A 20,488-nucleotide genomic window follows, 5' to 3' on the forward strand; every position below is an offset into this window, starting at 1 on the left:
AGTGAAACGATGCATCGCCGATGGTAGTGTGGGGTTTCCCCATGTGAGAGTAGGTCATCGTCAAGATTAAATTCCGAAACCCCATTTGCGAAAGCAGATGGGGTTTTGTTTTGGGCGGTCGAAAAGTGCGAAGAAACAATCTCGCCTCCCCGGGTGCCAAATAACATGCCGTTGGGGAAATCGATGCAAAGTGTTTCCGCATTTTTGGTATGGTGCAGCACATTTTCACAAGGACTGATCTTTCACCCGCAGGACGCGGCGTCGACCTTCTTCAACGAGATGCTGTAGAAATGCCTGAACCGATACCCATCAAAGATCACGAAAACGAGAACCGCTTGGTCAACAAGCGCCTGCTTGCCTGCGCGCTGTTGGTGATTGGCATCACGTGCGCCCTGGTGGGCCGCATGTACTTCTTGCAAGTCGTGCAGTTCGACTACCACTCCACGATTTCTGAAAACAACCGCGTTCACGTCCTGCCGATCACTCCGACCCGTGGCTTGATCTATGACCGCAACGGCGTGGTACTGGCCGACAACCGGCCCAGCTATAACCTGACGATCACCCGCGAACGCACCGCTGATCTCAAGGGTGAGTTGGACGCGATCGTGAACCTGCTGCACCTGCCTGCCGAAGACCGTGCCGTGTTCGATAAGGCGCTCAAGCAAGCCCGCCACCCGTTCGTTCCCGTGACATTGTTCTACGAGTTGACCGAAGAGCAAATCGCCGTGCTGGCCGTAAACGAGTTCCGCCTGCCTGGCGTGGATGTCGAGCCACAGTTCGTGCGTCACTACCCGTTGGGTGCACACTTCGCCCATTCCATTGGCTACGTCGGTCGGATCAACGAAAAGGAGTCCAAGGCCCTCGATTCGGTTGAGTACCGCGGCACCCAGTCTATTGGCAAGACCGGCATCGAGCGCTTCTATGAATCCGAATTGCATGGTCACGTAGGTTACGAAGAGGTCGAGACCAACGCTCAAGGCCGCGTACTGCGCGTGCTCAAGCATACCGATCCGGTCCCCGGCAAAAACATCGTACTCAGCCTCGACGTCCACCTCCAGGAAGCTGCCGAGGAAGCCCTGGGCGACCGTCGCGGTTCGGTGGTGGCCCTCGACCCGCAGACCGGCGAGGTGTTGGCCATGGTCAGCAAGCCGAGCTTTGACCCGAACATGTTCGTCACCGGCATCAGCTTCAAGGAATACGCGGCGCTGCACGACTCCATCGACCGTCCGCTGTTCAACCGCGTACTGCGCGGCCTCTACGCGCCAGGCTCGACCATCAAGCCCGAAGTCGCCATCGCCGGTCTCGACAGCGGCGTAGTTACCGCCCAGACCCGCGTGTTTGACCCCGGCTACTACCAACTGCCCGACTTCGACCACAAATACCGCAACTGGAACCACAGCGGCGATGGCTGGGTAGACATGGACGCGGCCATCATGCGTTCCAACGACACCTACTTCTATGACCTGGCCCACAAGCTCGGCATCGACCGGCTGCATGACTACCTGGCCGAGTTCGGCCTCGGCCAGAAAGTCTCCCTCGACATGTTTGAAGAGTCAGCCGGGCTGATGCCATCCCAGGCCTGGAAGCGCGCAACACGCCGCCAACCCTGGTTCCCCGGCGAGACCGTGATCCTCGGCATCGGCCAGGGCTACATGCAGGTCACCCCGCTGCAACTGGCCCAAGCCACCGCGTTGATCGCCAACAAAGGTGTGTGGAACCGTCCACACCTGGCCAAAACCATCAACGGCGTGCCGCCGGTGGACGAAAATCCTATGCCTAATGTGGTGCTCAAGGACCCGCGTGACTGGGAACAAGTCAACCACGGCATGCAATTGGTGATGCACGACCCGCGCGGCATCGCTCGCGCCGCAGCGCAAGGCGCGCAATACCGGATTGCTGGCAAGAGTGGTACGGCGCAGGTGGTCGCGATCAAGCAGGGCGAACGCTACGACCGCAACAAGACCTTGGAGCGTCACCGCGACAACGCCTTGTTCGTCGGCTTTGCGCCGGCCGAACACCCGAAAATCGTGATCTCGGTGATGATCGAAAACGGTGAGGCCGGCGGACGGGTTGCCGGTCCTGTGGTGCGCCAGATCATGGATGCCTGGTTACTCGACCAGGAAGGCCACCTCAAGCCGCAATATGCGACGCCGGCCAAAGCCCCAGGTGACCCGCACGTTTAAATCACGCCTTCCATTCGGCCCACTGCTCGACGCCCTCATGTGCCAGCCACGGCACATCGTGGGCGGTCCAGATGTGTGAGCTCGGCGTGACCCCCGGATCATCATCCAGCGTTGCCACACGCACAATCACATGGGGTTGATGCGGACGTTCTGCGATCAGATGTGAGCCGCAGCGCGAGCAGAAATGCCTGAGTTTCCCCGGCGAAGATTCATACGACGATAACAGCGCCTCGCCCTGGGTCCAACGAAAGTGCTCGCGCATCACGCCCGCTGTCGAAACGAACGCCGCAGCGTGGACCTTGCGACAGCTTTGGCAATGGCAGTGGCTGATGGGCATATCCAGGCTGTCCAGTTCATACCGCACGGCCTTGCAGAAACAACTTCCATGGAGTTGTTGAGTCATAGAGCGTCACCTCAGGGAGAAGAGGGACAATCTACCGTTCACCGCTACCCGGCGCATCACGTAGATACACATCATTGCCCTTAGGCCTGGATCTGTTTTGCTCCGTTCACCTTGCGAACCCGTTGGGCAGTTATCTGGTGGACGAGTATCCATCTGTGGGACTGGCGCCACGGGAGCCGCACCATGGGACGGTCAATGCCAAATGGAAATCCTGAGATAAGTAGCAACACCACTACGCGACCGAAAGGGTTGCGCATTGGTTGATGTCGCCTACTGTCAATGCAGGAGGTGACTTATGCACGTGTTAGATCGAATTGAACGAAAAGTCCTGCTCAACGCATCACGCAAACAGGTCTGGGACGCATTGACCGACGCCGAGCAATTCGGCAGCTGGTTTGGCATCGCCCTCAAGGGCAAAACCTTTGTGGCCGGGCAAACCATCGAAGCACCGATTACCTACCCCGGTTATGAACACGTGGTTTGGAAGGCCAGGATCGAACGCATCCTGCCGCAAACCCTGTTCTCGTTCCGGTGGCATCCATTCGCGGTAGAGGAGGGGGTCGACTATGACCAGGAAACCCCAACCCTCGTGGAGTTCACCCTCGAAGACCGCGCCCCCGGCATCTTGCTGCGGGTAGTTGAATCCGGTTTCGACGCTATTCCCGAATCCCGCCGCCAGAAAGCCTTCAAGATGAACTCCCGTGGCTGGGACGAACAAATGGCCAACATCGAAACCTACACCACTGCTCTGTAGTGAGCGGGCTTGCCCGCGCTGGGTGGCGAAGCCACCCCAAACGGTACGCCGCAGTGTTTCAGGTAAACCGAGGTGTCCGGATTTGGGGCGGCTTCGCCCCCCCCGGCGCGGGGCAAGCCCGCTCACTACACAAATGAACTAGAAATCCACCGAAGCAGATAACTTGGCCACACGCGGATCGCCCTGACTCAGGAAACCACCCTGCGCCGACTCCCAGTACTTCGCGTTGGCAACGTTCTCCACGGTCGCACCGAGCGTCACATCACGTTGCGCCACCTTGAAGTTGTAGCGCGCGCCCACATCAAAGCGATTCCACGCCGGCAGGCTCAAGGTGTTGGCCGCGTCGGCGTACTGCCCGCCAGTACGCAGCATGCGCCCGTTGAGGCTCACGCCTTGCAGGCCCGGTACGTCCCAGTCCACCCCGGCGTTGAATTGGAACGAAGGCACGCCGATCGCACGGTTGCCATCGTTGGCGCCTTTTTCCGTGTCCTTGAGCTCGGTCTTCATCAGCGTCACGCCGCCGAGCAGACGCAAGCCGCTGAGCGGTTCGCCGAACACATTGAGTTCCACGCCCTTGTTGATTTGCAGACCCTCGCGCACGTAGCGCGCAGTGTCGGCATCGACGATTTCGGAGTAACCGGCCCCAGGTTGTTCGATACGGTACACACCCAGCGTCGCACCATAGCTGCCCATGTCCACCTTGACGCCCGCTTCGATCTGCTTGGAACGCGCCGGCGCATAGGCCTGCCCGCCGCCGATGACCGTCCGGGGGCCTACCTTGAGCGGTGACGTCGGGCCCTGTGCGAGGCCCTCAATGCGGTTGGCGTACACCGACACATGCTCCCACGGTTTGAACACCAGGCCGTAGACCGGCGTGGTGATCGACTCGTCATAGTTGGCCGTGCGGCTACCGCTCATGTAGTTGTAGCCCTGCACCACCATCTGCTGGCGACGTGCGCCGACGGTCACCAGCAGGCGGTCATCGAAGAAGCCAACAGTGTCGGAAACGGCCGCGCTGCGCACGAAGGTCTTGGCGGTGATTTGCGGGTCGCTGAAGTCGGTGCCTGGCGTGTTGCGTGGGTTGTTCAGGGCCGGTGGTGCGCCGGTCACCGGGTTGTAGATATTGGTCGTGGTCTTGCCGCTGGCGAACACATAGGCGTTGCGCACCTGGGTCCAGATCCCGGCCAGGCCGAAGTTGAGGCGATGGCTGACCGCGCCGGTCTGGAACTTGCCGTTCAGGCCGCTCATCAGGCTACTGTTGTCTTCTTCGTGGGCGATGGTCGAACCGCTGGCGGTGGCATTGCCGAGGTTGTCGGTCAGGGTCACCGATGAGTAGCGCCCCATTTCACGACTGTGCTTGACCCCGCCCGCCGCGTACGCGGTCCAGTTGTCGTTCAGGTCGTACTCGGCGCGCAGCATGCCCAGGGTGTCTTCAAGGTTGGTACTGCTCCAGCTCGGCGCGTAATTGGTGTGTGCCGAAGGCGCATCCGGGATGTGGGTGGCGGTGCCCGTGAAGACCGAATTGCGACCACCGTTGATGTGCTGTTTCTGATACACAAAGTCACCGGACAACCGCAATGCATCGCCACGGTAGTCCAGGCCGACCGCAAACAGTTTCGAGCGCTGGTTTTCATCATCGATGCCGGTGTCGCCTTCACGCTGGGACAGGTTCACCCGTGCGCCAAACTGATGGTCTTCACCAAAGCGCTGGCCAATATCCAAGTGCTCGCCCACCCGGCCGTCGCTGCTGACATCGGTGCTGAAACGACGCAACGGCAGATCATCGGCGCGTTTGGGTTGCAGGTTCACGCCGCCACCGATCCCCGAGCCGGTGGGGCTCACACCGTTGATGAAGGCATTCGGGCCCTTGAACACTTCAACCCGTTCCAGGGCGTCGGTGGAGATGATCTGGCGTGGCAGGATGCCGTAGAGGCCGTTATAGGAAATATCGTCACCGTTCAGGGGCAGGCCACGAATCATGAACGTCTGCGCCTGGTTGGCATAGCCCGACGCCTGGCGCACGGACGAGTCGTTGAGCAACACATCGCCGACGGTTTCGGCCTGCTGGTCGCGGATCAGTTTCTCGGTGTAAGAGGACATGCTGAACGGCACATCCATGATGTCCTGGTTGCCCAGCACCCCCAACTGGCCGCCACGCGCCACTTGGCCGCCGGCATACACCGGGGGCAGGGCGCCTGGCGTCGGCGCGTCAGCGTTGATGTTGGTGGCGCCCAATTCCAGCGTGTCGCCGTCCTGACGGTTGTTTGCATCCTGCGGGGGGATGGGGGTGGCAGCGTGAGCGGTGACGCCCAGGGAACAGCACAGGGCGAGCAGGGTCGGGCGAAACGGAATAGGGAAGGGCATGGTCGATCCAGTGAGGAAAAGGGCAACAAACGTTGCGCGTCCTCACTGCGCGGATACGACTCCGATGCAAATGATAGTAATTGGTATTAGCGTCACGCAACAAATATTTACTTCTGCGGTCTGCGTGCGCGAGATGCCGAGTAGAATCACGCCCTGAAAGCGATTCCTGAGGTGCGGTACGGTGGACTTACAGCAGGGTTTTGTCCTGACCCGGCATTGGCGCGACACCCCGGCGGGTACGGAGGTCAGCTTCTGGCTGGCCACCGACCAGGGCCCCAGGTTCGTCCGCCTCCCTGTGCAGACCTCGGTGATGTTCATCCCCGAAGCCCATCGCAAGCCGCTCGACTGGCTTCTCAAGGGCGAGCGCGAGATCGAACTGCGCCCACTGCAACTGTGCGATTTCCATCACCGCCCGGTGCTGGGCCTCTACACCCGCCAGCACCGCCAGGCGATGGACCTGGAAAAACGCCTGCGCGCCGCCGGTGTCGACGTCTACGAAGGCGATGTTCGCCCGCCCGAGCGCTACATGATGGAGCGTTTCATCACCGCGCCGGTGTGGTTCGGCGGTACGCCCGACGCCGCCGGCGTGCTATCCGATGCGCAGATGAAACCTGCGCCCGACTACCGACCGCCGCTGAAACTGGTGTCCCTCGACATCGAGACCACCGCCAAGGGCGATCTCTACTCCATCGCCCTCGAAGGTTGCGGCGAGCGCCAGGTGTACATGCTCGGCCCGCCGAACAAAACCACCGCGGTGGACTTCAAGCTCGACTACTGCGACACCCGCGCCCAACTGCTCGAACGCCTCAACCAATGGATCGCCATCCATGACCCCGACGCGATCATCGGCTGGAATGTGGTGCAGTTCGACCTGCGCGTGCTCCACGAACACGCCCAGCGCCTCAACGTACCGCTGCTGCTCGGTCGTGGCGGCGAAGCCATGACCTGGCGCGAACACGGCAGCCGCAATCACTACTTCGCCGCAGCGGCAGGGCGCTTGATCATTGACGGTATCGAAGGCTTGCGTTCGGCCACTTGGAGCTTCGAATCCTTCAGCCTGGAAAACGTCGCGCAAACCCTGCTCGGCGAAGGCAAGGACATCTCCACGCCGTACCAGCGCATGGACGAAATCAACCGCATGTTCGCCGAGGACAAGCCCGCCCTGGCGCGCTACAACCTCAAGGACTGCGAGTTGGTCACGCGGATCTTCGCCAAGACCGAACTGCTCACGTTCCTGCTCGAACGCGCCAGCGTCACCGGCCTGCCGGCGGATCGCAACGGCGGCTCGGTCGCCGCGTTCACCCACCTGTACATGCCACTGATGCACCGCCAGGGCTTTGTCGCGCCGAACCTGGGCGACAAACCGCCCCAGGCCAGCCCCGGCGGTTTCGTGATGGACTCGCGTCCCGGTCTTTACGAATCGGTGCTGGTGCTCGACTACAAAAGCCTCTACCCATCAATCATCCGCAGCTTCCTGATCGACCCGGTGGGCCTGATCGAAGGCCTCAAGTACCCCGACGACAGCCTGTCCGTGGAAGGCTTTCGCGGCGCCCGTTTCTCGCGTACCCGGCACTGCTTGCCGGCCATCGTCGCGCGGGTGTCCGAGGGCCGCGAAGAGGCCAAGCGCGAACACAACGCGCCGCTGTCCCAGGCCCTGAAAATCATCATGAACGCCTTCTACGGCGTGCTCGGCTCCAGTGGTTGCCGCTTCTTCGACACACGGCTGGCGTCCTCCATCACGATGCGCGGCCACCAGATCATGCGCCAGACCCGCGCCCTGGTCGAAGCCCAGGGTTATGAGGTGATCTACGGCGACACCGACTCCACCTTCGTCTGGCTCGGCAGCGCCCATTCCCAGGACGACGCCAGCCGCATCGGCCAGGCGTTGGTGCAGCACGTCAACGACTGGTGGCGCGAGCATCTGCGCAGCGAATTCGGTCTGCAAAGTGCGCTGGAACTGCAGTACGAAACCCACTTCAGCCGCTTCCTCATGCCGACCATTCGCGGTGCGGAGGAGGGCAGCAAAAAACGTTACGCCGGCCTGGTGACGCGCAGCGACGGCAGCGAGGAAATGGTCTACAAAGGCCTGGAAACCGTGCGCAGCGACTGGTCGCCCCTGGCCCGCCAGTTCCAGCAGGAACTCTATCAGCGCATCTTCCACCGCCTGCCGCACCAGGATTACATCCGCGACTACGTGCAGCGCACCCTCAGCGGCGAATTCGACGAGCTGCTGATCTACCGCAAGCGCCTGCGTCGCCCGCTCGACGACTACGAACGCAACGTGCCACCCCACGTACGCGCTGCGCGCCTGGCTGACGACTACAACGACCGCCTCGGCCGCCCGCGCCAGTACCAGCGCGGTGGCTGGATCAGCTACGTAATCAGCGTCAACGGTCCGCAGCCTTTGGAAGTCAGCCAGGCGCCCATCGACTACGACCACTACGTCACCCGTCAATTGCAGCCGGTGGCCGATGCGATCCTGCCGTTCGTCAACGACGATTTCAGCACCCTGGTCGGTGGGCAGATGGGCCTGTTTTAAACGCTTGATTCGATACGGCGAAGGCCCGCAATCTTGGGCTCAGTTTGGCAATAGGAAGCAAGCCCATGTACACGCTCTACGGCATCGACGAGTCCGGCTCCTGCATGATCGAAATCGCCCTGCAGCGGTGCGCGGTGCCGTGGCGACGGATCGATGCGGCCTCATGGGCCATCGGTGAGGGCAGCGATGAGCTGGCGCGCATCAACCCGCTCAAGCAGGTGCCCACGTTGCTCACCCCCGATGGCCAGGTGCTGACCGAAAGCGCGGCGATCCTGATCCACCTCGGCCTGGAATTTCCCGCGTCCGAACTGTTGGCCGGCAACCGCGCGCAGATCATCCGCGGGCTGGTGTACATCGCCGCCAACTGCTACTCGGCCATCGGCATCATCGACTACCCGCAACGCTGGCTCGGCAATGTCAACGAAACCGTGCAGGCGCAGTTGGTCACCGGCACCCGGCGCTACCTGCATCAGGCCTGGGTGGTGTTTGCCGATCAGTTTGCCGGGCAGTTGTTTGCCCCCAACGACACGCCGAATGCACTGGGCCTGATGGCGGCGGCGGTGTCGCGCTGGGATGAGTCGCGGGAGGCATTGCACGGCCTGGCCCCGGGTTTTGCCCAAAGCCTGGTGCAGGTGGACGCCGACCCTATCGTCGCCCCCGTATTTGCGCGGCATTGGCCGGATTGGAAGGTCTCATGATGTTTCTGCAATCAGTCGAAACAATCACCGCAAAAGCGTCTCAACCCCTTGCGTAGCGGGCGTGCTGACCTACGCTTTCTTGCAGCGGTGTAGGAATCATCCTTGAATTTGACTGTCGCAGACATGAAACTCAAGAACCCTGCATGGAACTAGAAGGAGGTGCGCATGCTCATCCGGTCGCTGACCCTGGCTACCTTGATGGCTTTTACGGGGCCGCTGTTGGCCGCTGATGATACCAACCCACTCAAGCAGGATTTGGGCAAAGCCCGCCCGCTGGTGGTGGTGGAGCTGGATTCGGGTAATGCCACCTTGGCGATCCTCAAGAAACAACTCGACGAAGCGGCCACCAAGCAGGCGTTTGAAGAGCGCAGCATGGTGCTCTACACCGTGAAATTCGGCAGCATCGGCGCCGAAGGGGAAAAGTTCGCCAAGGACGCCAAAGACAACAAGAAGCTCACGCCACCGGAAACCAACGCATTGATCCGTGCCCTCAAGCTCGGCGCTGGCAGCGGCACCAAGGTGATCCTGGTGGGCAAGGACGGCGAGAAGAAACTCGAGAAGACCGTGCCACCGGATACCCTCGACCTCAAGGAATTCTTCAGCACCATCGACCAGATGCCCATGGCCGAAAAAGAAGCCGCCGCCGCCGCAGAACCCGAACCGGCTGCACCGGCCCCGGCCAAGGGCGCCAAACCGACCAAAGCCGGCAGCAAGCCCGCCCCGCAACAACTGGACGATTGACCCACGCCAGGAGCCGGACCCACCGGCTCCCACACAAGCCCGCTCCCACATTTGGGTTCAACTGCGTGCTGGAGTTGGCGTTTCAATTTTCTTGCGCACTGGAAACGGAAAGTAGAAAAACCGCAGAAACGCCACCCGCTTGATCACTTCCCCGATCAACAACGGCGCCACCACCGCCACCACCAACCCGACACTCGCCGCCACAAACGCATGCAGCCCCAGGCGTTCCATCAAGTCGACGGTCTTGTGCTGGATCTCGCCATGGAAGATCAACAGGATCAACGTGGACTGGCCAATGTAGGTCATCGCCCGCGTCAACACGCTCGACACCATGAGCACTCGCGCCAGCGCCCAGCACAGGTAAACCCCGATCACTGCCAGCAGGCTGGTCCACAACCAGTGGTCATAGCGCCGTTGCGCCAGGTCCATGGTGTCGCCGCGCCAGAGAAACACCGCCGCAAACAGCACCGCCGATATCACCAGGGTCAGCAGTGACCCCTCATGGCGGCGCAGCCAGTCCCGCAGCAGGTAGCCGAGGATGAAACACGCGCTGCTGATCAGCGTGACGTCCAGGCTGAAGGGCAAACCCGGCAGCACCCAGGTGTGTCCGCCGACGGTCACCGGCAGTTGCCAGAACCACGGCAGTATCCAGGTGCCCACCACCAAAATCAGTCCGGTCAGCACGCAACTCAGTGCCAACGGCAGGCGTTGGATCAAACGCAGCACGCACCAACTGAACAGAATCGCCACCCAGAAATGCGGCAAAAACCACAGCGCCTGCCACGGGATGGTGTCCACCGAGGCATACAGCACGCCGCCGACATCCGCCAGTAGCGGTTGCCCGCGCAGCACATCGCGCACGACCACGTACACCAGCATGGTGAAAAAAAACGGCTTGAGCAGGCCGTCGGCCTTGCGCACGGCCATCTCGCCAAAGGGCTGTTCCGGCTTGAACAGCACGCCAGACAAAAAGAAGAACAGCGGCAGAATGAACGACGCCAGAATCGGGTACATCAGGTCCAGGGACGTGGCCACAAACCAGCTGTGGGCATACACGATCACCAGGATGCCGATGCCTTTGGCAATATCCATTTGAATCCAGCGATGTTTCACCTGATCACTCCCGAACAATCGTTCATGCCTTGCGCCACGGCTTCAGCCACAGCCCCATTCCCAGCAACACCAGCGCGCCGGCCAGGGTGCTCAGCGCCAGTTGCCGCCAGACGCCTTCAATGCCAAACAGCCACAGCGCCGCCAGCCCCATCAACAGCGCGCTCAACAGCCATTGCCGTGCCCAGGGCAGGGCAGTGAGCAAGGACTGGCGTTGCATCAGCAGCAACGCAGTGCAGATCACTCCGGCCAGTGCGGCCAGCGCAATGCCCGCCAGGCCGAAGACAAACGGCAGCGCGCCGAGCAACAGTACGTTGACCAGGCTGCCGAGCAACTCGCAACGCAACGGCTGGCGCGTGTCACCGGCGGCGTAGGCGTAACGCGCCAGCAAGGCGTTCCAGGCGCCGAACACCAAGGGCACGGCAAACCAGGCCAACAACAACGGCAACGGCGAATCCGCCGATTGCTTGGGCAGCAGCAACGCCACCAGGCTCGGCGCGGCGGCCACCAGCCCGACACCGGCGGGCAGGGTCAGCACGCTGGCGGTTTCCAGGCCGCGCTTGAGCAGCGCCAGGCGCGCATCGCCCTGACGGCGGCTCATCATGCCCAACAGCACCTGGTTGAGGCTCATCAGCGCAATCAGCGGCAGGTTCATCAGCTTGCGTGCGAGGTTGACCCAGGTCACCGCGCCTTCGCCCAGCAGCGACGCCACCAACCGTTCGATCAACGCCAAGCCCTGGCTGGCAGCATTGCTCAACAGCAGCGGGCCGATGCGCTGGCCCAACTCGCGCAACGGCGCCAGCGCCAGCTGCCAGCGCCACGGCCGCCAGCCCTGGCGCCAGATCGAAGGCAGCAGCGCCAGCGGCATCAACAGGCTGCCGGCGAGGCACGCCAGGGCCAGGGTGTGCGGTTGCGTGGCGTTGCCGGCCAGGGCGAGGTAGGTCACCGGCGGCAGGTTGAACAGCAGCGAGCCCAGGCCCGCCAGCACAAAGCGCTCGCCCGCCTGCAATGGAATGCTGAACAGCGCATGCAGCAGTAAACCCGGCACGCACCACGCGACGACCTGCAGGTTGCTGCCCGCCAACGCCGTGGCACTTGCCGCCAACCCGGGGCCGAGCAGTTGCACCAGCCACGGCGCCAACAAGGCCAGCAACAGGCTGGTCACCAGTGCGATCAGCAGCAAGGCTGCAAACATCACTGCCAGCCAGTCCAGCCGCCCGCGCTCGTCTCGTTGCAAGTACAGCGGCAGCGCGGCGGCGCTCAGCACGCCACCGGCCAGCGACATGCGCAAGGCTTCGGGCAAGAACAACGCAATCAGGAACGCATCACTGCGCTCGCCCGCGCCCCAGGCCGCCACCAGCAGCCATTCGCGCGCAAAGCCCAGGCACAAGCCGAGCAACGTCGCCACGGTCAGCCAGGCGGCGGAGCCGAACATCAGGGACGTACGCCGTTGAGCAAAGGCGCGTGTGCCGCCACGCGTTTGACCTGCGGCAGCCGCGCCGGAAACAGCCGCCGCGCCTCCAGCACGTTGATCCCCACCATCAGCCAGAACAACGCCACCATCACCACCGCAAAGCTGAAGTAGTGGTCAAACAAGCCGCTGACCAGCGCCGACAGAATCCCCGCCGTGGTGCCCAGCCACAGGGCGTTGTCCTTGGTCAGGCGGATCGGGCCTTTTTCCGGGCGCGCTTCACGCCACCAGCGCACGGTCACCGCGACAAACAGCAGCATGCCGACAATGCCGACCTTGTAGATGTAGTTCAGCCACAGGTTGGAGATCCCCAGCAGATGTGTGCCCGGCACCGGCGGGTCGACCTTGAAGCCAATGCCCAGGGGGTACGCGGCCACCGCCTGCGGGAACAGGCGATACTCATCCACGCGTACTTCGGTACTGGCGTTGCTCGACGAGAAAATCGTCGCCAGGCGGTCCTGCAACGGTGGGTACGCGATCACCAGCGCCACGGTCAAGGCCGCGCCGATCATCAGCAAACGCCCGGTGTATGGCACGCGACGCGTGGCCATCCACAGCAGCACCAGCGCCAGGCTGACCATCGCGCCACGGCTACTGGCCAACAACAGCGCTGCCGCGCCCAGGCACGCCACGCTCAGGCCCAGGCCGCGCTTCCAGCCTTGTTCGGTCATGCCGTAGCAGAACGCCAGCGGCAGCAGCAGCGCCATGATCCCACCGATGGCATTCGGGTGCGTCCACGGCGAACCCATGCGCGAGGACATGGCCTCCAGGCCGAACTTCAGCGTGTCGAAGTTGGCGTAGTTGAACAGCCCCAGGATCGGCGCAATTCCGGCCCCCGAGCGGGTGCGCACAAATACCCCGATCGACAGCAACAGCATCGCCAAGGTGCCCAGCAGCAGGGCGATCACCAGGGATTCGCGGTGCTTTTGTTCCACCAGCAACTTGGCCGCGAGAAACACCCCCGACAGGTTCAGCAACCAGCGCAGCCAGTTGGCCAGACCGCTGCTCTCGGCGTGGGTGATGACCTGGCCGACGATAAACGGCAATACGCTGAACAGCATCAGCCACAGCAGCATCTGGTCGGTGGGGCGCTGCGAGAAACGCGGCGAGTCGGGCAGCCGCGACAGAAAGCGTTGCCACAGCACCGCGCCCCAGGTCAGCGCCAGGATCGCTTCGCTGACGGTGGTGCGGATGCCCAGGTTGACCGTTGAGTACGGCATGAACGTCGCCGCCACCGCAAACAGCAACAGACCCCAGAGCGGAAAGCGCAGGATCGTCAATGCGCCCGCCAGGCCCAGCACCGCGACAAATGCCTTGGCCGGGGACAGCAACAACGCCAGGGCGCCGAACAGCGCACCAAAGAACACCGGGACGAGGCTTGGCAGGCTTACTCTCATTGAAGCTCCTCGATCAATTCAGCCAGGCGCCGACGGTAGGCGCCGGGGTTATAGCGTTCGGCCCATTGGCGGCATTGCTCCGGCGCGTCTTCGGCGGGGCGCTGCGCCAGGTCCAGCATCAACTGCACCAACGCCGGGCCATCGGTGGGCGAAAAACGCGGCGCCGACGGCGGGGTGATTTCATCCAGCGACGTACCGCTGGCCACGGCCACCGGCGTGCCGACGCTCAGGGCCTCGATCACCGGCAAGCCGAAGCCTTCGGCATACGACGGTTGCCACAAGCGCGAGGCCTGGCGGTACAGCGCGTGCAATTCGGCATCCGACACGCCACTCAGTGCGCGAATCCCCGGCAAGCTGCGTTGGGCCTCGGGCAAATGCTCAAGGCTGCCGACCAGCACCAACTCCGGCACGGCTGGGGATTGGCGCCGCGCCCGTTGCCAGGCGTCGACCCAAAACGGCACGTTTTTGCGCAACTCCCGAGTGCCTACCAGCAACCAGTAATCCTTGGGCAGTTGGCGTGCGCTGAGGTCTGCGGGCAGCCCGGCGAACCCATCGACCTGATTGGGCAGCACACGAATCTTGGCCTTTGCCTCGGGAAACAAACGCGCGGTCTCATCGGCGCTGTACTGCGACGGTGTCCACACCCGGTCGGCACTGCGCACTGCCCAGGCAATCGACAACCGGTCGCTGGTCTTGTAGATCAGCGCCTTCAGGCGGTTGGCGTGGTAGTTGTCCAAAGTGATCTGGAACAAGTCGTGCAACAGCACCACCGTGCGCAGGCCCTTGGGTTTGGGCGGCAGCGGCAGGCCCATGTTGAAGGTGCTGATGTACAGGTCGACGTGTTGCTCGCGCAGTGCACGCGGCAAAAAACCGGCCTCGAAGCGCAGGCGATTGTGCGGTTGGTGCATCGCGGTTTTCGCGCAGCCCCAGCTTGGGCAGTGGGCCTGCAAGCGGCTGGCGTCACCCAGGGGCGCCACGGTGAAGCGCTCCAGTTCGACCTGCGGCAAGGCGCGCAGGGCGGTTTCCAGGGCATACACCTGGCGGCTGATCCCCGATTGCGGCGAGGTGCCGACGGTGCGGTAGTCCAGGCCTATACGCATGTGGGCTCCTTGCGTTTGAGCGGCACGAGGCTGGCGTACACCTGCTCCAATTGGCTGGCGGCGACGCTCCAGTCATGGGCCCGGCGCACATACGCACGTCCGGACTCCCCCATGGGCGCGGCCGCTTCGGGAAATTGCAGCAGACGCACCACGGCATCCGCCAGGGCGGACGCGCTTTGGCCGCCGAGGTAGTCCAGGCCCTCCACCAGGTCCAGGCCCGACACACCTTGCGCAGTGCTCGCCAACGGCAGGCCGGCGGCCAGGGCTTCGAGCACCTTGAGCTTGGAACCGCCGCCATGGCGCAACGGCGCCAGGAACACCGAACTGCTCGATTGCAACGCCAGCAGGTCCGGCACGAAGCCTTGCCATTCGATGCGCGGGTCCGGCCAGCGCGTGCGCCAACTGCCGGGCATGCCAAAGCCGCACACGCTCATGCGCGCATCGGGGCAACGCGCCCAGACCTTGGGCAGGATTTCATCCAGGGCCCACTCGATGGCGTCCACATTCGGTGCGTATTCATAGTTGCCGAGGAACAGCACACGGCGCGCCGACGGGTCGGGATGGGCCCGGGCGAAGTGGTCGCAATCCACGCCGTTGACCACCACCGGCACCGCTTTGCCGGCGATGGCTTCGAGGACTTGGGCATCGCTGTCGGTCACGGCTATCACTTGAGTGGCCTGGCGCATCACCCGGCGTTCCCAGCGCGCATAGCGCCACTGATCATAGCGAATGAACGGCAGCGCCCAACGCGGCAGGCGGTCGTAGGTGGCGGCGCCAAGGGCGGATTCGACGTTGTGCTCGGTCAGCACGAACGGCTGGGCCTTGCGCGCCAGTGCGCTTTCGTAGGGCTGCAAGGTGTAGCTGTGTTCGATCTGCACCACGTCCCACTGTTCGCCCAGCAGCCACTCGAAAGTGTCCTGCAATTGCCCCGACAGACCATTCACGCTGGCCAGCAGCGGATAGGGCGCGATCAACCCGGCGACCAGGGTCTTGACGCTGCGCAGCGGGCGACGCGGCAGCACGATCAGCTGTTCCAGGAAGGCTTCGAGCACCGCGCGATCGGCCGCTGCCACCGGGTGCTTGTCATGCAGCAACAGCGTGATCTGGTGCCCACGCGCCGCGAGGCTGCGCAGCAGGTGGAACTGGCGCGTCTTGCCGCCGCTGGTGGCCGGCCAGGGTGAGTAGGGCAGGATCCATAAAATACGCATGGTCACTTAATCCCATAACAGAATTTGCAGGTTCGGCTTGACCGTCACGGTCAGGCCGTTGGTGCCGCTTACCGGGGTTTGCGTGCCGCGTAGCGGGTCGTACAGGGTCGCACGGGTCAGCCCGGGCAAGTGTGCGTTGCCGCCCTCGGCCGCCCAGAAGAACCATAGCTTGTGGCCGTCGGCGCGGGTCCAGCCGATGCTGAACAGGCCGTCGGGCAATTGGTCGGCGGCCGGTGGGTCGGCCGGGCTCAGGCTGGGGCCGCTGACATCCAGGAAATACTTCAGCGCGGTGTAGACCGGCTTGGGGTTGGCGTTGATGTCGAGCAAGCCGTAGAACCTGTCGCGCACGCTGGCGCGTTGGTCCAGGTCGCTGAGGGTGAACAGGAAGATCCTGTCGAAATCCATCGCGCTCATCAGCGCCACGCGCCGCACCACGTAATCGGCCTGTTGTTGCGGGGTGATCAGGTCTTGCGCGTCTTTCGGCCCCGGGTAGGTCGACCAGCCCCACTCGGTGCTCCACAGCGACTGCACGCCGCCGTTGCGCAGGGCCTGGTTGAGCGCGCTGGTCTTGGCAATCAAATCCAGGTTGGACGGGTCGTTGCCTTCGGGCAACTGGGTGTAGGGGTGATAGGACACCACCGTGTTCAGGCTGGCCACGCCGAGGGCGCCGAGGGCGTTGAACATGGTCTGGCCGTTGGGCATTTCGCTGAAAAACGCCATGCCGGCGGCCACCACGGGTTTCGCCGGATTCACCCCGCGCAAGGCGCTCGCCGTGGCGGTCAACAGGCTGGCATAACCCGCCGGGTCGGCCGCCGGACGCCAGAAGCCGAGCAGGTTGGGCTCGTTCCACACCTGCCAGGCATCAACGCTGGGGTAGCGCTGGGACAGCAGCGCCATGCGTGTGGCGAACATGTTCGGATCGGCCGGCGGGTACTGGTCCTGATACGGCGCGCCAGCGGGCGCAGTGGTGGCGAAAGGGGCCGAACCGACCAGGTAGAACAGCGACTTGAGCTGGTTGTCTTGCAGCTTGCCGACCAACTGATCGAGGGTCGCGATCTGGTACTGGTTTTCCACGGGTTCCAGTTGATCCCAGTGCAAATCCAGGCGCACCCATTGCAGGCCCAGGGCCTTGAGGCGGTCGATCTGCAGCTGGTAGCGCGCGGGGCTGAACCACAGGAACTGCGCGTTCACCCCCAGGAAATCCTTCCACACCACCTCCTTGTTGCCCTTGAGCACATGGTTCTCGGCGTCGGCTGGGCGCCCCCACATAAACGCGCCGAGGCCAAGGGCGGCGATCAGCGCAAGGCTCGCCAGGTAGGTGTATCTACGTGCCATACGGGGCCCCCGCAATCGCCTGTTCAAACAGCTGCTTGAAGCGCTGCGCGGTCAGCGGCCACAGGCGTTCGCGGCCGATTTCCCCGGCACGTTCGGCCCAGTCCCGGACCAACGACGGCGTGCGTGCCAGGCGCAGCAATTGCGCGGTGAGCGCCGCCACGTCACCTTGTGGATAGATCGCGCCGTTGCCGCTGGCGACCTCTTCGGCAAACGCCCGCGCATCCGAGGTGATCGCCCCGCGCCCGCACGCGGCGGCCCAGGACAGGGCGCCACTGGTGCCGCGTTGGCGCCCGAGCAGGCCGAGTTTTTTCGATTCGCGATACGGCAACACCATCACATGGTGCGCCTGGATCGTCTGCGCGATCTCGGCCGCCGGCAGGTTCAGCCGCCAGTCGAGGGTGTCGGTGAGGCCCAGTGCGGCGATCTGGCTGTTCAACTGCTCCAGGTAATTGCCGCCTGCGCCGAACGCCATCTCAGCGGCGGTGCCACCGGCCAGGGTCAGGCGCACGCGGCCGCGTAATTCGGGGGCTTGCTTGAACATGTCGGCCAGGGCTTGCAGCAGGTCTTCAATGCCTTTGCCGCGGTAGATAAAGCCGAAGTACAACAGGTGCAAGGTATCCAACGCCGGCAGCGGTGCGGTTGGGATCGCCAGGTTGGCGTGGTTGATCACCGCGACTTTGCCGGGTGGCAATTGCATGCGCTGGGTCAGGCAGTCGGCGCCGAGGCGGGTGAGGGTGATCAGTCGGGTCAGGCCTCTGGCGACTTGGCGTTCTTCGCGCAAGGTCAGTGGGTCGGCCAGCACCACCGCCGCTTGCGGCAACGGGCTGGGCAGGCGTTCCAGCAGGTTCAGCGGGAAGGGCAGCCGCTCGCGCCGCCAGACGATGCGCTCGGGGTCATGCACCGTGGCGGTCAGCGCTAGGGTCGGGTGAGCCTTGCGCAATTCGCGCAGGGCCAGGAACTCGCCGAGCCGCCCGCCGCCCAATTCGGCGTGGACCAGGTCGACGCTCTGCCAATTGAACGCGGCGATGGCCTGCTGGATCGCCTGGGTACTTCCCTGCGCGCCGCTCAACGGTGTCGCCACCGTCACGCCCAACTGCTCCAGCGCCGTCTTGAAATGGTTCGCATAGTCGGCGATGCCGTTTTTTTCCGGCGGCAAAGGAGCCAGCAGGGCAATGCGCATCAGAACGCCCCCCGGTACTTGGCGATGGTTCGCAGGACCTTGGCCGGTACTTCGAATTTACGCCGGTTGATGATGATGCCATCGACCTTGCCGAACGCGGTGTTGAGGATCGACAACGCGTGCTCCACCACCGGCACCGTGCTTTTATGCGCTTCCACCACCAGTGCGATGAGGTCGGCGCGGCGCAGGGTGACAAACGCGTCGCGGTTATCCAGCAGGCCCGAGGCATCCAGCAGCACCACTTCGCCAGGCTCCGCCGGGGCGAGGCCGCCGACCCGTACGTTCACGCCGTTTTCCAGCAGCAGATGGCGCAGTTGCTCGACCACAAAGGTCACGCCTTCGCCGTGCCGCGCCGAGGTCAGCCCCAGGGTCAGGCCGTTCTGCGCGATGCGATCGGGCTTGAGCTGGCTGTACAGCCGGTAGATGCTGGCGTGGAATGCGTTGGTGCTTTGCACAGTGCTGGTATCCAGCTCCGGCAAGGTGGTCCACAGCCGCAGGCCGAACTTGCGCTCCACCAGGCCGCCATCGTGGATACGCTGGTCAAGCAGGTAGCACAGGTAGATCACCAGCAGGCCGACGACGATGGCAAACGGAACCGCCAACACCAGCATCACCAGGGTTTTGGGGAAGATCCGCCCAGGGTTCAGAGTGGCTTCTTCGATCACCGCGATGTTGCTGATCTGGCTGTTGTCCAGCTCTCGGTCGATGCGCGATTTTTCCAGGTTGTCCACGTACAGCGCGTAGTTGCGCTCGGTGGCGTTCAGCTCGCGGGACAGGCGCGCCAGCTCCGGTTCAACCTCCAGGGCTTGGGTGCGTTGCGTCTCCAGGTTCAGCAATTGCTTCTGCTGTTGCACCAGTTGCGTGCGCAGTGCCTTGTTGTTGCTGGTTTCATCCAGCAGCACGCGCTGCAAGTGGATTTCCAAGGTGTTCGGCGCGCGGTTTTCCGAGGCTTGCACCGTGTTGCTTTCGCTGGCGACCTGGACCCGCATCGCCTGGATCGAGGCGTCCAGGGCTTTGACCGGCGGCGCGTTGTCGGTGTAGGTGCGCATCATGTCGGCCTTCTCCAGCAGCTTCTGGTTGAGCAGGCGACGCAAGTCCTGCTGCTGCGGGTTCAGGGCGATCTGGCGAACGGTGGTGACTTCCTTGGGCTGGCTCTTGAGCTGGGTGCGCGTGCTCTCGATGGCGCTGTCGGAAGAGGCGATCAAGCGCGTGGTGTTGAAGGTCTCGCCGCGCAATACGTTGATGCGCTCGGACAAGTCTTCAAGGCGGTCGGTGATGCTCGCCGCACCGATTTCGTTGAGGTGCTTGAGGATCTGCTCCTTGTAGCTCTTGATCTCGCTGGCGCTGTTACTCACCTGGCCTTCGTAGAACACGTAGAGACTCTTGCGGCCCAAGGCCTCGGTGCGTTCGTTGATGTAGGTTTCGACCCAGTCCTTGACCACCGCCTGGGCGATCTGCGGATCACCCCAGGTAAAGCTGATGTCCATCACCGTGGAGCCGGCGGCGTGGCTGACATCGAAGCTCTTTTCCAGGCTGGCGGCCAGGCGTTCCACCGGGGTGGTTTTTTCGATGATGCCGATGGTTTCCAGCACCACGCGGATGCCGTCGAACACTGCGCCGATGCCTTTCTTGACGTAGTGCTTGGTAACTTTCAAGAAGCCTTCCGGCGGCGGCGCGTTGTCGATCACTTCCAGGTAGTGCTCGGCGACTGCGCGCACGATGGGCCGCCCGGTGAGCAGGCGCTCTTCGTCGACAATCGGGTCGCGCTGGGTGCTGGGCATCACCAGCGCCTGACGGTTGCTGATCTCGATCGGCAAGGTTGAATCGCGCCCCGGCTTGACCAGCAGGCGCGCGGTGGATTCGTACTTGGCCGGCAACAGGAACGCGCCGAGCAGGATGATCACCAGCGCGGCAATCGCCGCCAGCTTGAACTCGCGACGGAAGATGAAGAACAGGCGCAGAAGATCACGAAAAGAACGGATCTCGATCATGGGATGTCGCTCCT

Annotated in this window: 15 protein-coding genes; 5 read left to right on the forward strand and 10 right to left on the reverse strand. The window is 63.3% G+C overall.

The window, feature by feature from the left end; all coding sequences use genetic code 11:
• Nucleotides 1-290 precede the first annotated feature (290 nt).
• On the forward strand, nucleotides 291-2,183 hold the full coding sequence (gene mrdA / locus IB241_RS21900; RefSeq protein ID WP_192300289.1) for a penicillin-binding protein 2: 1,893 nt from the start codon (nucleotides 291-293) through the stop codon (nucleotides 2,181-2,183).
• Between the two features lies 1 nt (nucleotide 2,184).
• Here mrdA and IB241_RS21905 read toward each other — a convergent pair whose 3' ends face one another.
• Entirely contained in the window at nucleotides 2,185-2,586 is a 402-nt protein-coding gene (locus IB241_RS21905; RefSeq protein WP_192300290.1) for a GFA family protein, read from the reverse strand.
• A gap of 295 nt (nucleotides 2,587-2,881) precedes the next feature.
• On the opposite strand from IB241_RS21905, the gene IB241_RS21910 reads away from it, so the two are divergent.
• Nucleotides 2,882-3,340, forward strand: a complete 459-nt coding sequence (locus IB241_RS21910; protein WP_192300291.1) for an SRPBCC family protein — start codon at nucleotides 2,882-2,884, stop codon at nucleotides 3,338-3,340.
• A 138-nt stretch (nucleotides 3,341-3,478) separates the two neighbouring features.
• Here IB241_RS21910 and IB241_RS21915 read toward each other — a convergent pair whose 3' ends face one another.
• Nucleotides 3,479-5,704, reverse strand: a complete 2,226-nt coding sequence (locus IB241_RS21915; protein ID WP_192300292.1) for a TonB-dependent receptor — start codon at nucleotides 5,702-5,704, stop codon at nucleotides 3,479-3,481.
• A 181-nt stretch (nucleotides 5,705-5,885) separates the two neighbouring features.
• Here IB241_RS21915 and IB241_RS21920 point away from each other — a divergent pair, with 181 nt between their 5' ends.
• From IB241_RS21920 to IB241_RS21930, 3 genes are all read left to right on the forward strand, one after another.
• Nucleotides 5,886-8,243: a DNA polymerase II gene (locus IB241_RS21920; RefSeq protein ID WP_192300293.1), complete on the forward strand. Its 2,358-nt coding sequence runs from the start codon at nucleotides 5,886-5,888 to the stop codon at nucleotides 8,241-8,243.
• Between the two features lie 65 nt (nucleotides 8,244-8,308).
• Nucleotides 8,309-8,941, forward strand: coding sequence for a glutathione S-transferase N-terminal domain-containing protein (locus IB241_RS21925; RefSeq protein WP_192300294.1), 633 nt, complete (start codon nucleotides 8,309-8,311; stop codon nucleotides 8,939-8,941).
• Between the two features lie 165 nt (nucleotides 8,942-9,106).
• Complete coding sequence (locus tag IB241_RS21930; RefSeq protein ID WP_192300295.1) at nucleotides 9,107-9,682, forward strand: DUF4174 domain-containing protein; 576 nt, start codon at nucleotides 9,107-9,109, stop codon at nucleotides 9,680-9,682.
• A 57-nt stretch (nucleotides 9,683-9,739) separates the two neighbouring features.
• Here IB241_RS21930 and IB241_RS21935 read toward each other — a convergent pair whose 3' ends face one another.
• The 8 genes from IB241_RS21935 to IB241_RS21970 are packed head-to-tail and all read right to left on the reverse strand — an operon-like array spanning nucleotide 9,740 to nucleotide 20,474.
• The gene (locus IB241_RS21935; RefSeq protein ID WP_192300296.1) at nucleotides 9,740-10,774 is read right to left on the reverse strand and encodes an acyltransferase family protein; all 1,035 of its coding nucleotides are present in this window, start codon (nucleotides 10,772-10,774) and stop codon (nucleotides 9,740-9,742) included.
• Between the two features lie 43 nt (nucleotides 10,775-10,817).
• Complete coding sequence (locus IB241_RS21940; protein WP_192300297.1) at nucleotides 10,818-12,227, reverse strand: lipid II flippase MurJ; 1,410 nt, start codon at nucleotides 12,225-12,227, stop codon at nucleotides 10,818-10,820.
• The gene (locus IB241_RS21945; protein WP_192300298.1) at nucleotides 12,227-13,660 is read right to left on the reverse strand and encodes an O-antigen ligase family protein; all 1,434 of its coding nucleotides are present in this window, start codon (nucleotides 13,658-13,660) and stop codon (nucleotides 12,227-12,229) included. The genes IB241_RS21940 and IB241_RS21945 overlap by 1 nt, the downstream gene beginning before the upstream one ends.
• The gene (locus tag IB241_RS21950; RefSeq protein WP_192300299.1) at nucleotides 13,657-14,760 is read right to left on the reverse strand and encodes a glycosyltransferase family 4 protein; all 1,104 of its coding nucleotides are present in this window, start codon (nucleotides 14,758-14,760) and stop codon (nucleotides 13,657-13,659) included. The genes IB241_RS21945 and IB241_RS21950 overlap by 4 nt, the downstream gene beginning before the upstream one ends.
• Nucleotides 14,751-15,968, reverse strand: a complete 1,218-nt coding sequence (locus IB241_RS21955) for a glycosyltransferase family 4 protein (RefSeq protein ID WP_192300300.1) — start codon at nucleotides 15,966-15,968, stop codon at nucleotides 14,751-14,753. The genes IB241_RS21950 and IB241_RS21955 overlap by 10 nt, the downstream gene beginning before the upstream one ends.
• A gap of 6 nt (nucleotides 15,969-15,974) precedes the next feature.
• Entirely contained in the window at nucleotides 15,975-17,303 is a 1,329-nt protein-coding gene (locus IB241_RS21960; RefSeq protein ID WP_192300301.1) for a GH39 family glycosyl hydrolase, read from the reverse strand.
• Complete coding sequence (locus IB241_RS21965; protein WP_192300302.1) at nucleotides 17,293-18,483, reverse strand: glycosyltransferase; 1,191 nt, start codon at nucleotides 18,481-18,483, stop codon at nucleotides 17,293-17,295. Before IB241_RS21965 ends, IB241_RS21960 begins: the two co-directional genes overlap by 11 nt.
• Nucleotides 18,483-20,474: a GumC family protein gene (locus IB241_RS21970; protein WP_192300303.1), complete on the reverse strand. Its 1,992-nt coding sequence runs from the start codon at nucleotides 20,472-20,474 to the stop codon at nucleotides 18,483-18,485. The genes IB241_RS21965 and IB241_RS21970 overlap by 1 nt, the downstream gene beginning before the upstream one ends.
• Nucleotides 20,475-20,488 lie beyond the last annotated feature (14 nt).

Source organism: Pseudomonas sp. PDM05 (assembly GCF_014851685.1).
GTDB lineage: Bacteria > Pseudomonadota > Gammaproteobacteria > Pseudomonadales > Pseudomonadaceae > Aquipseudomonas.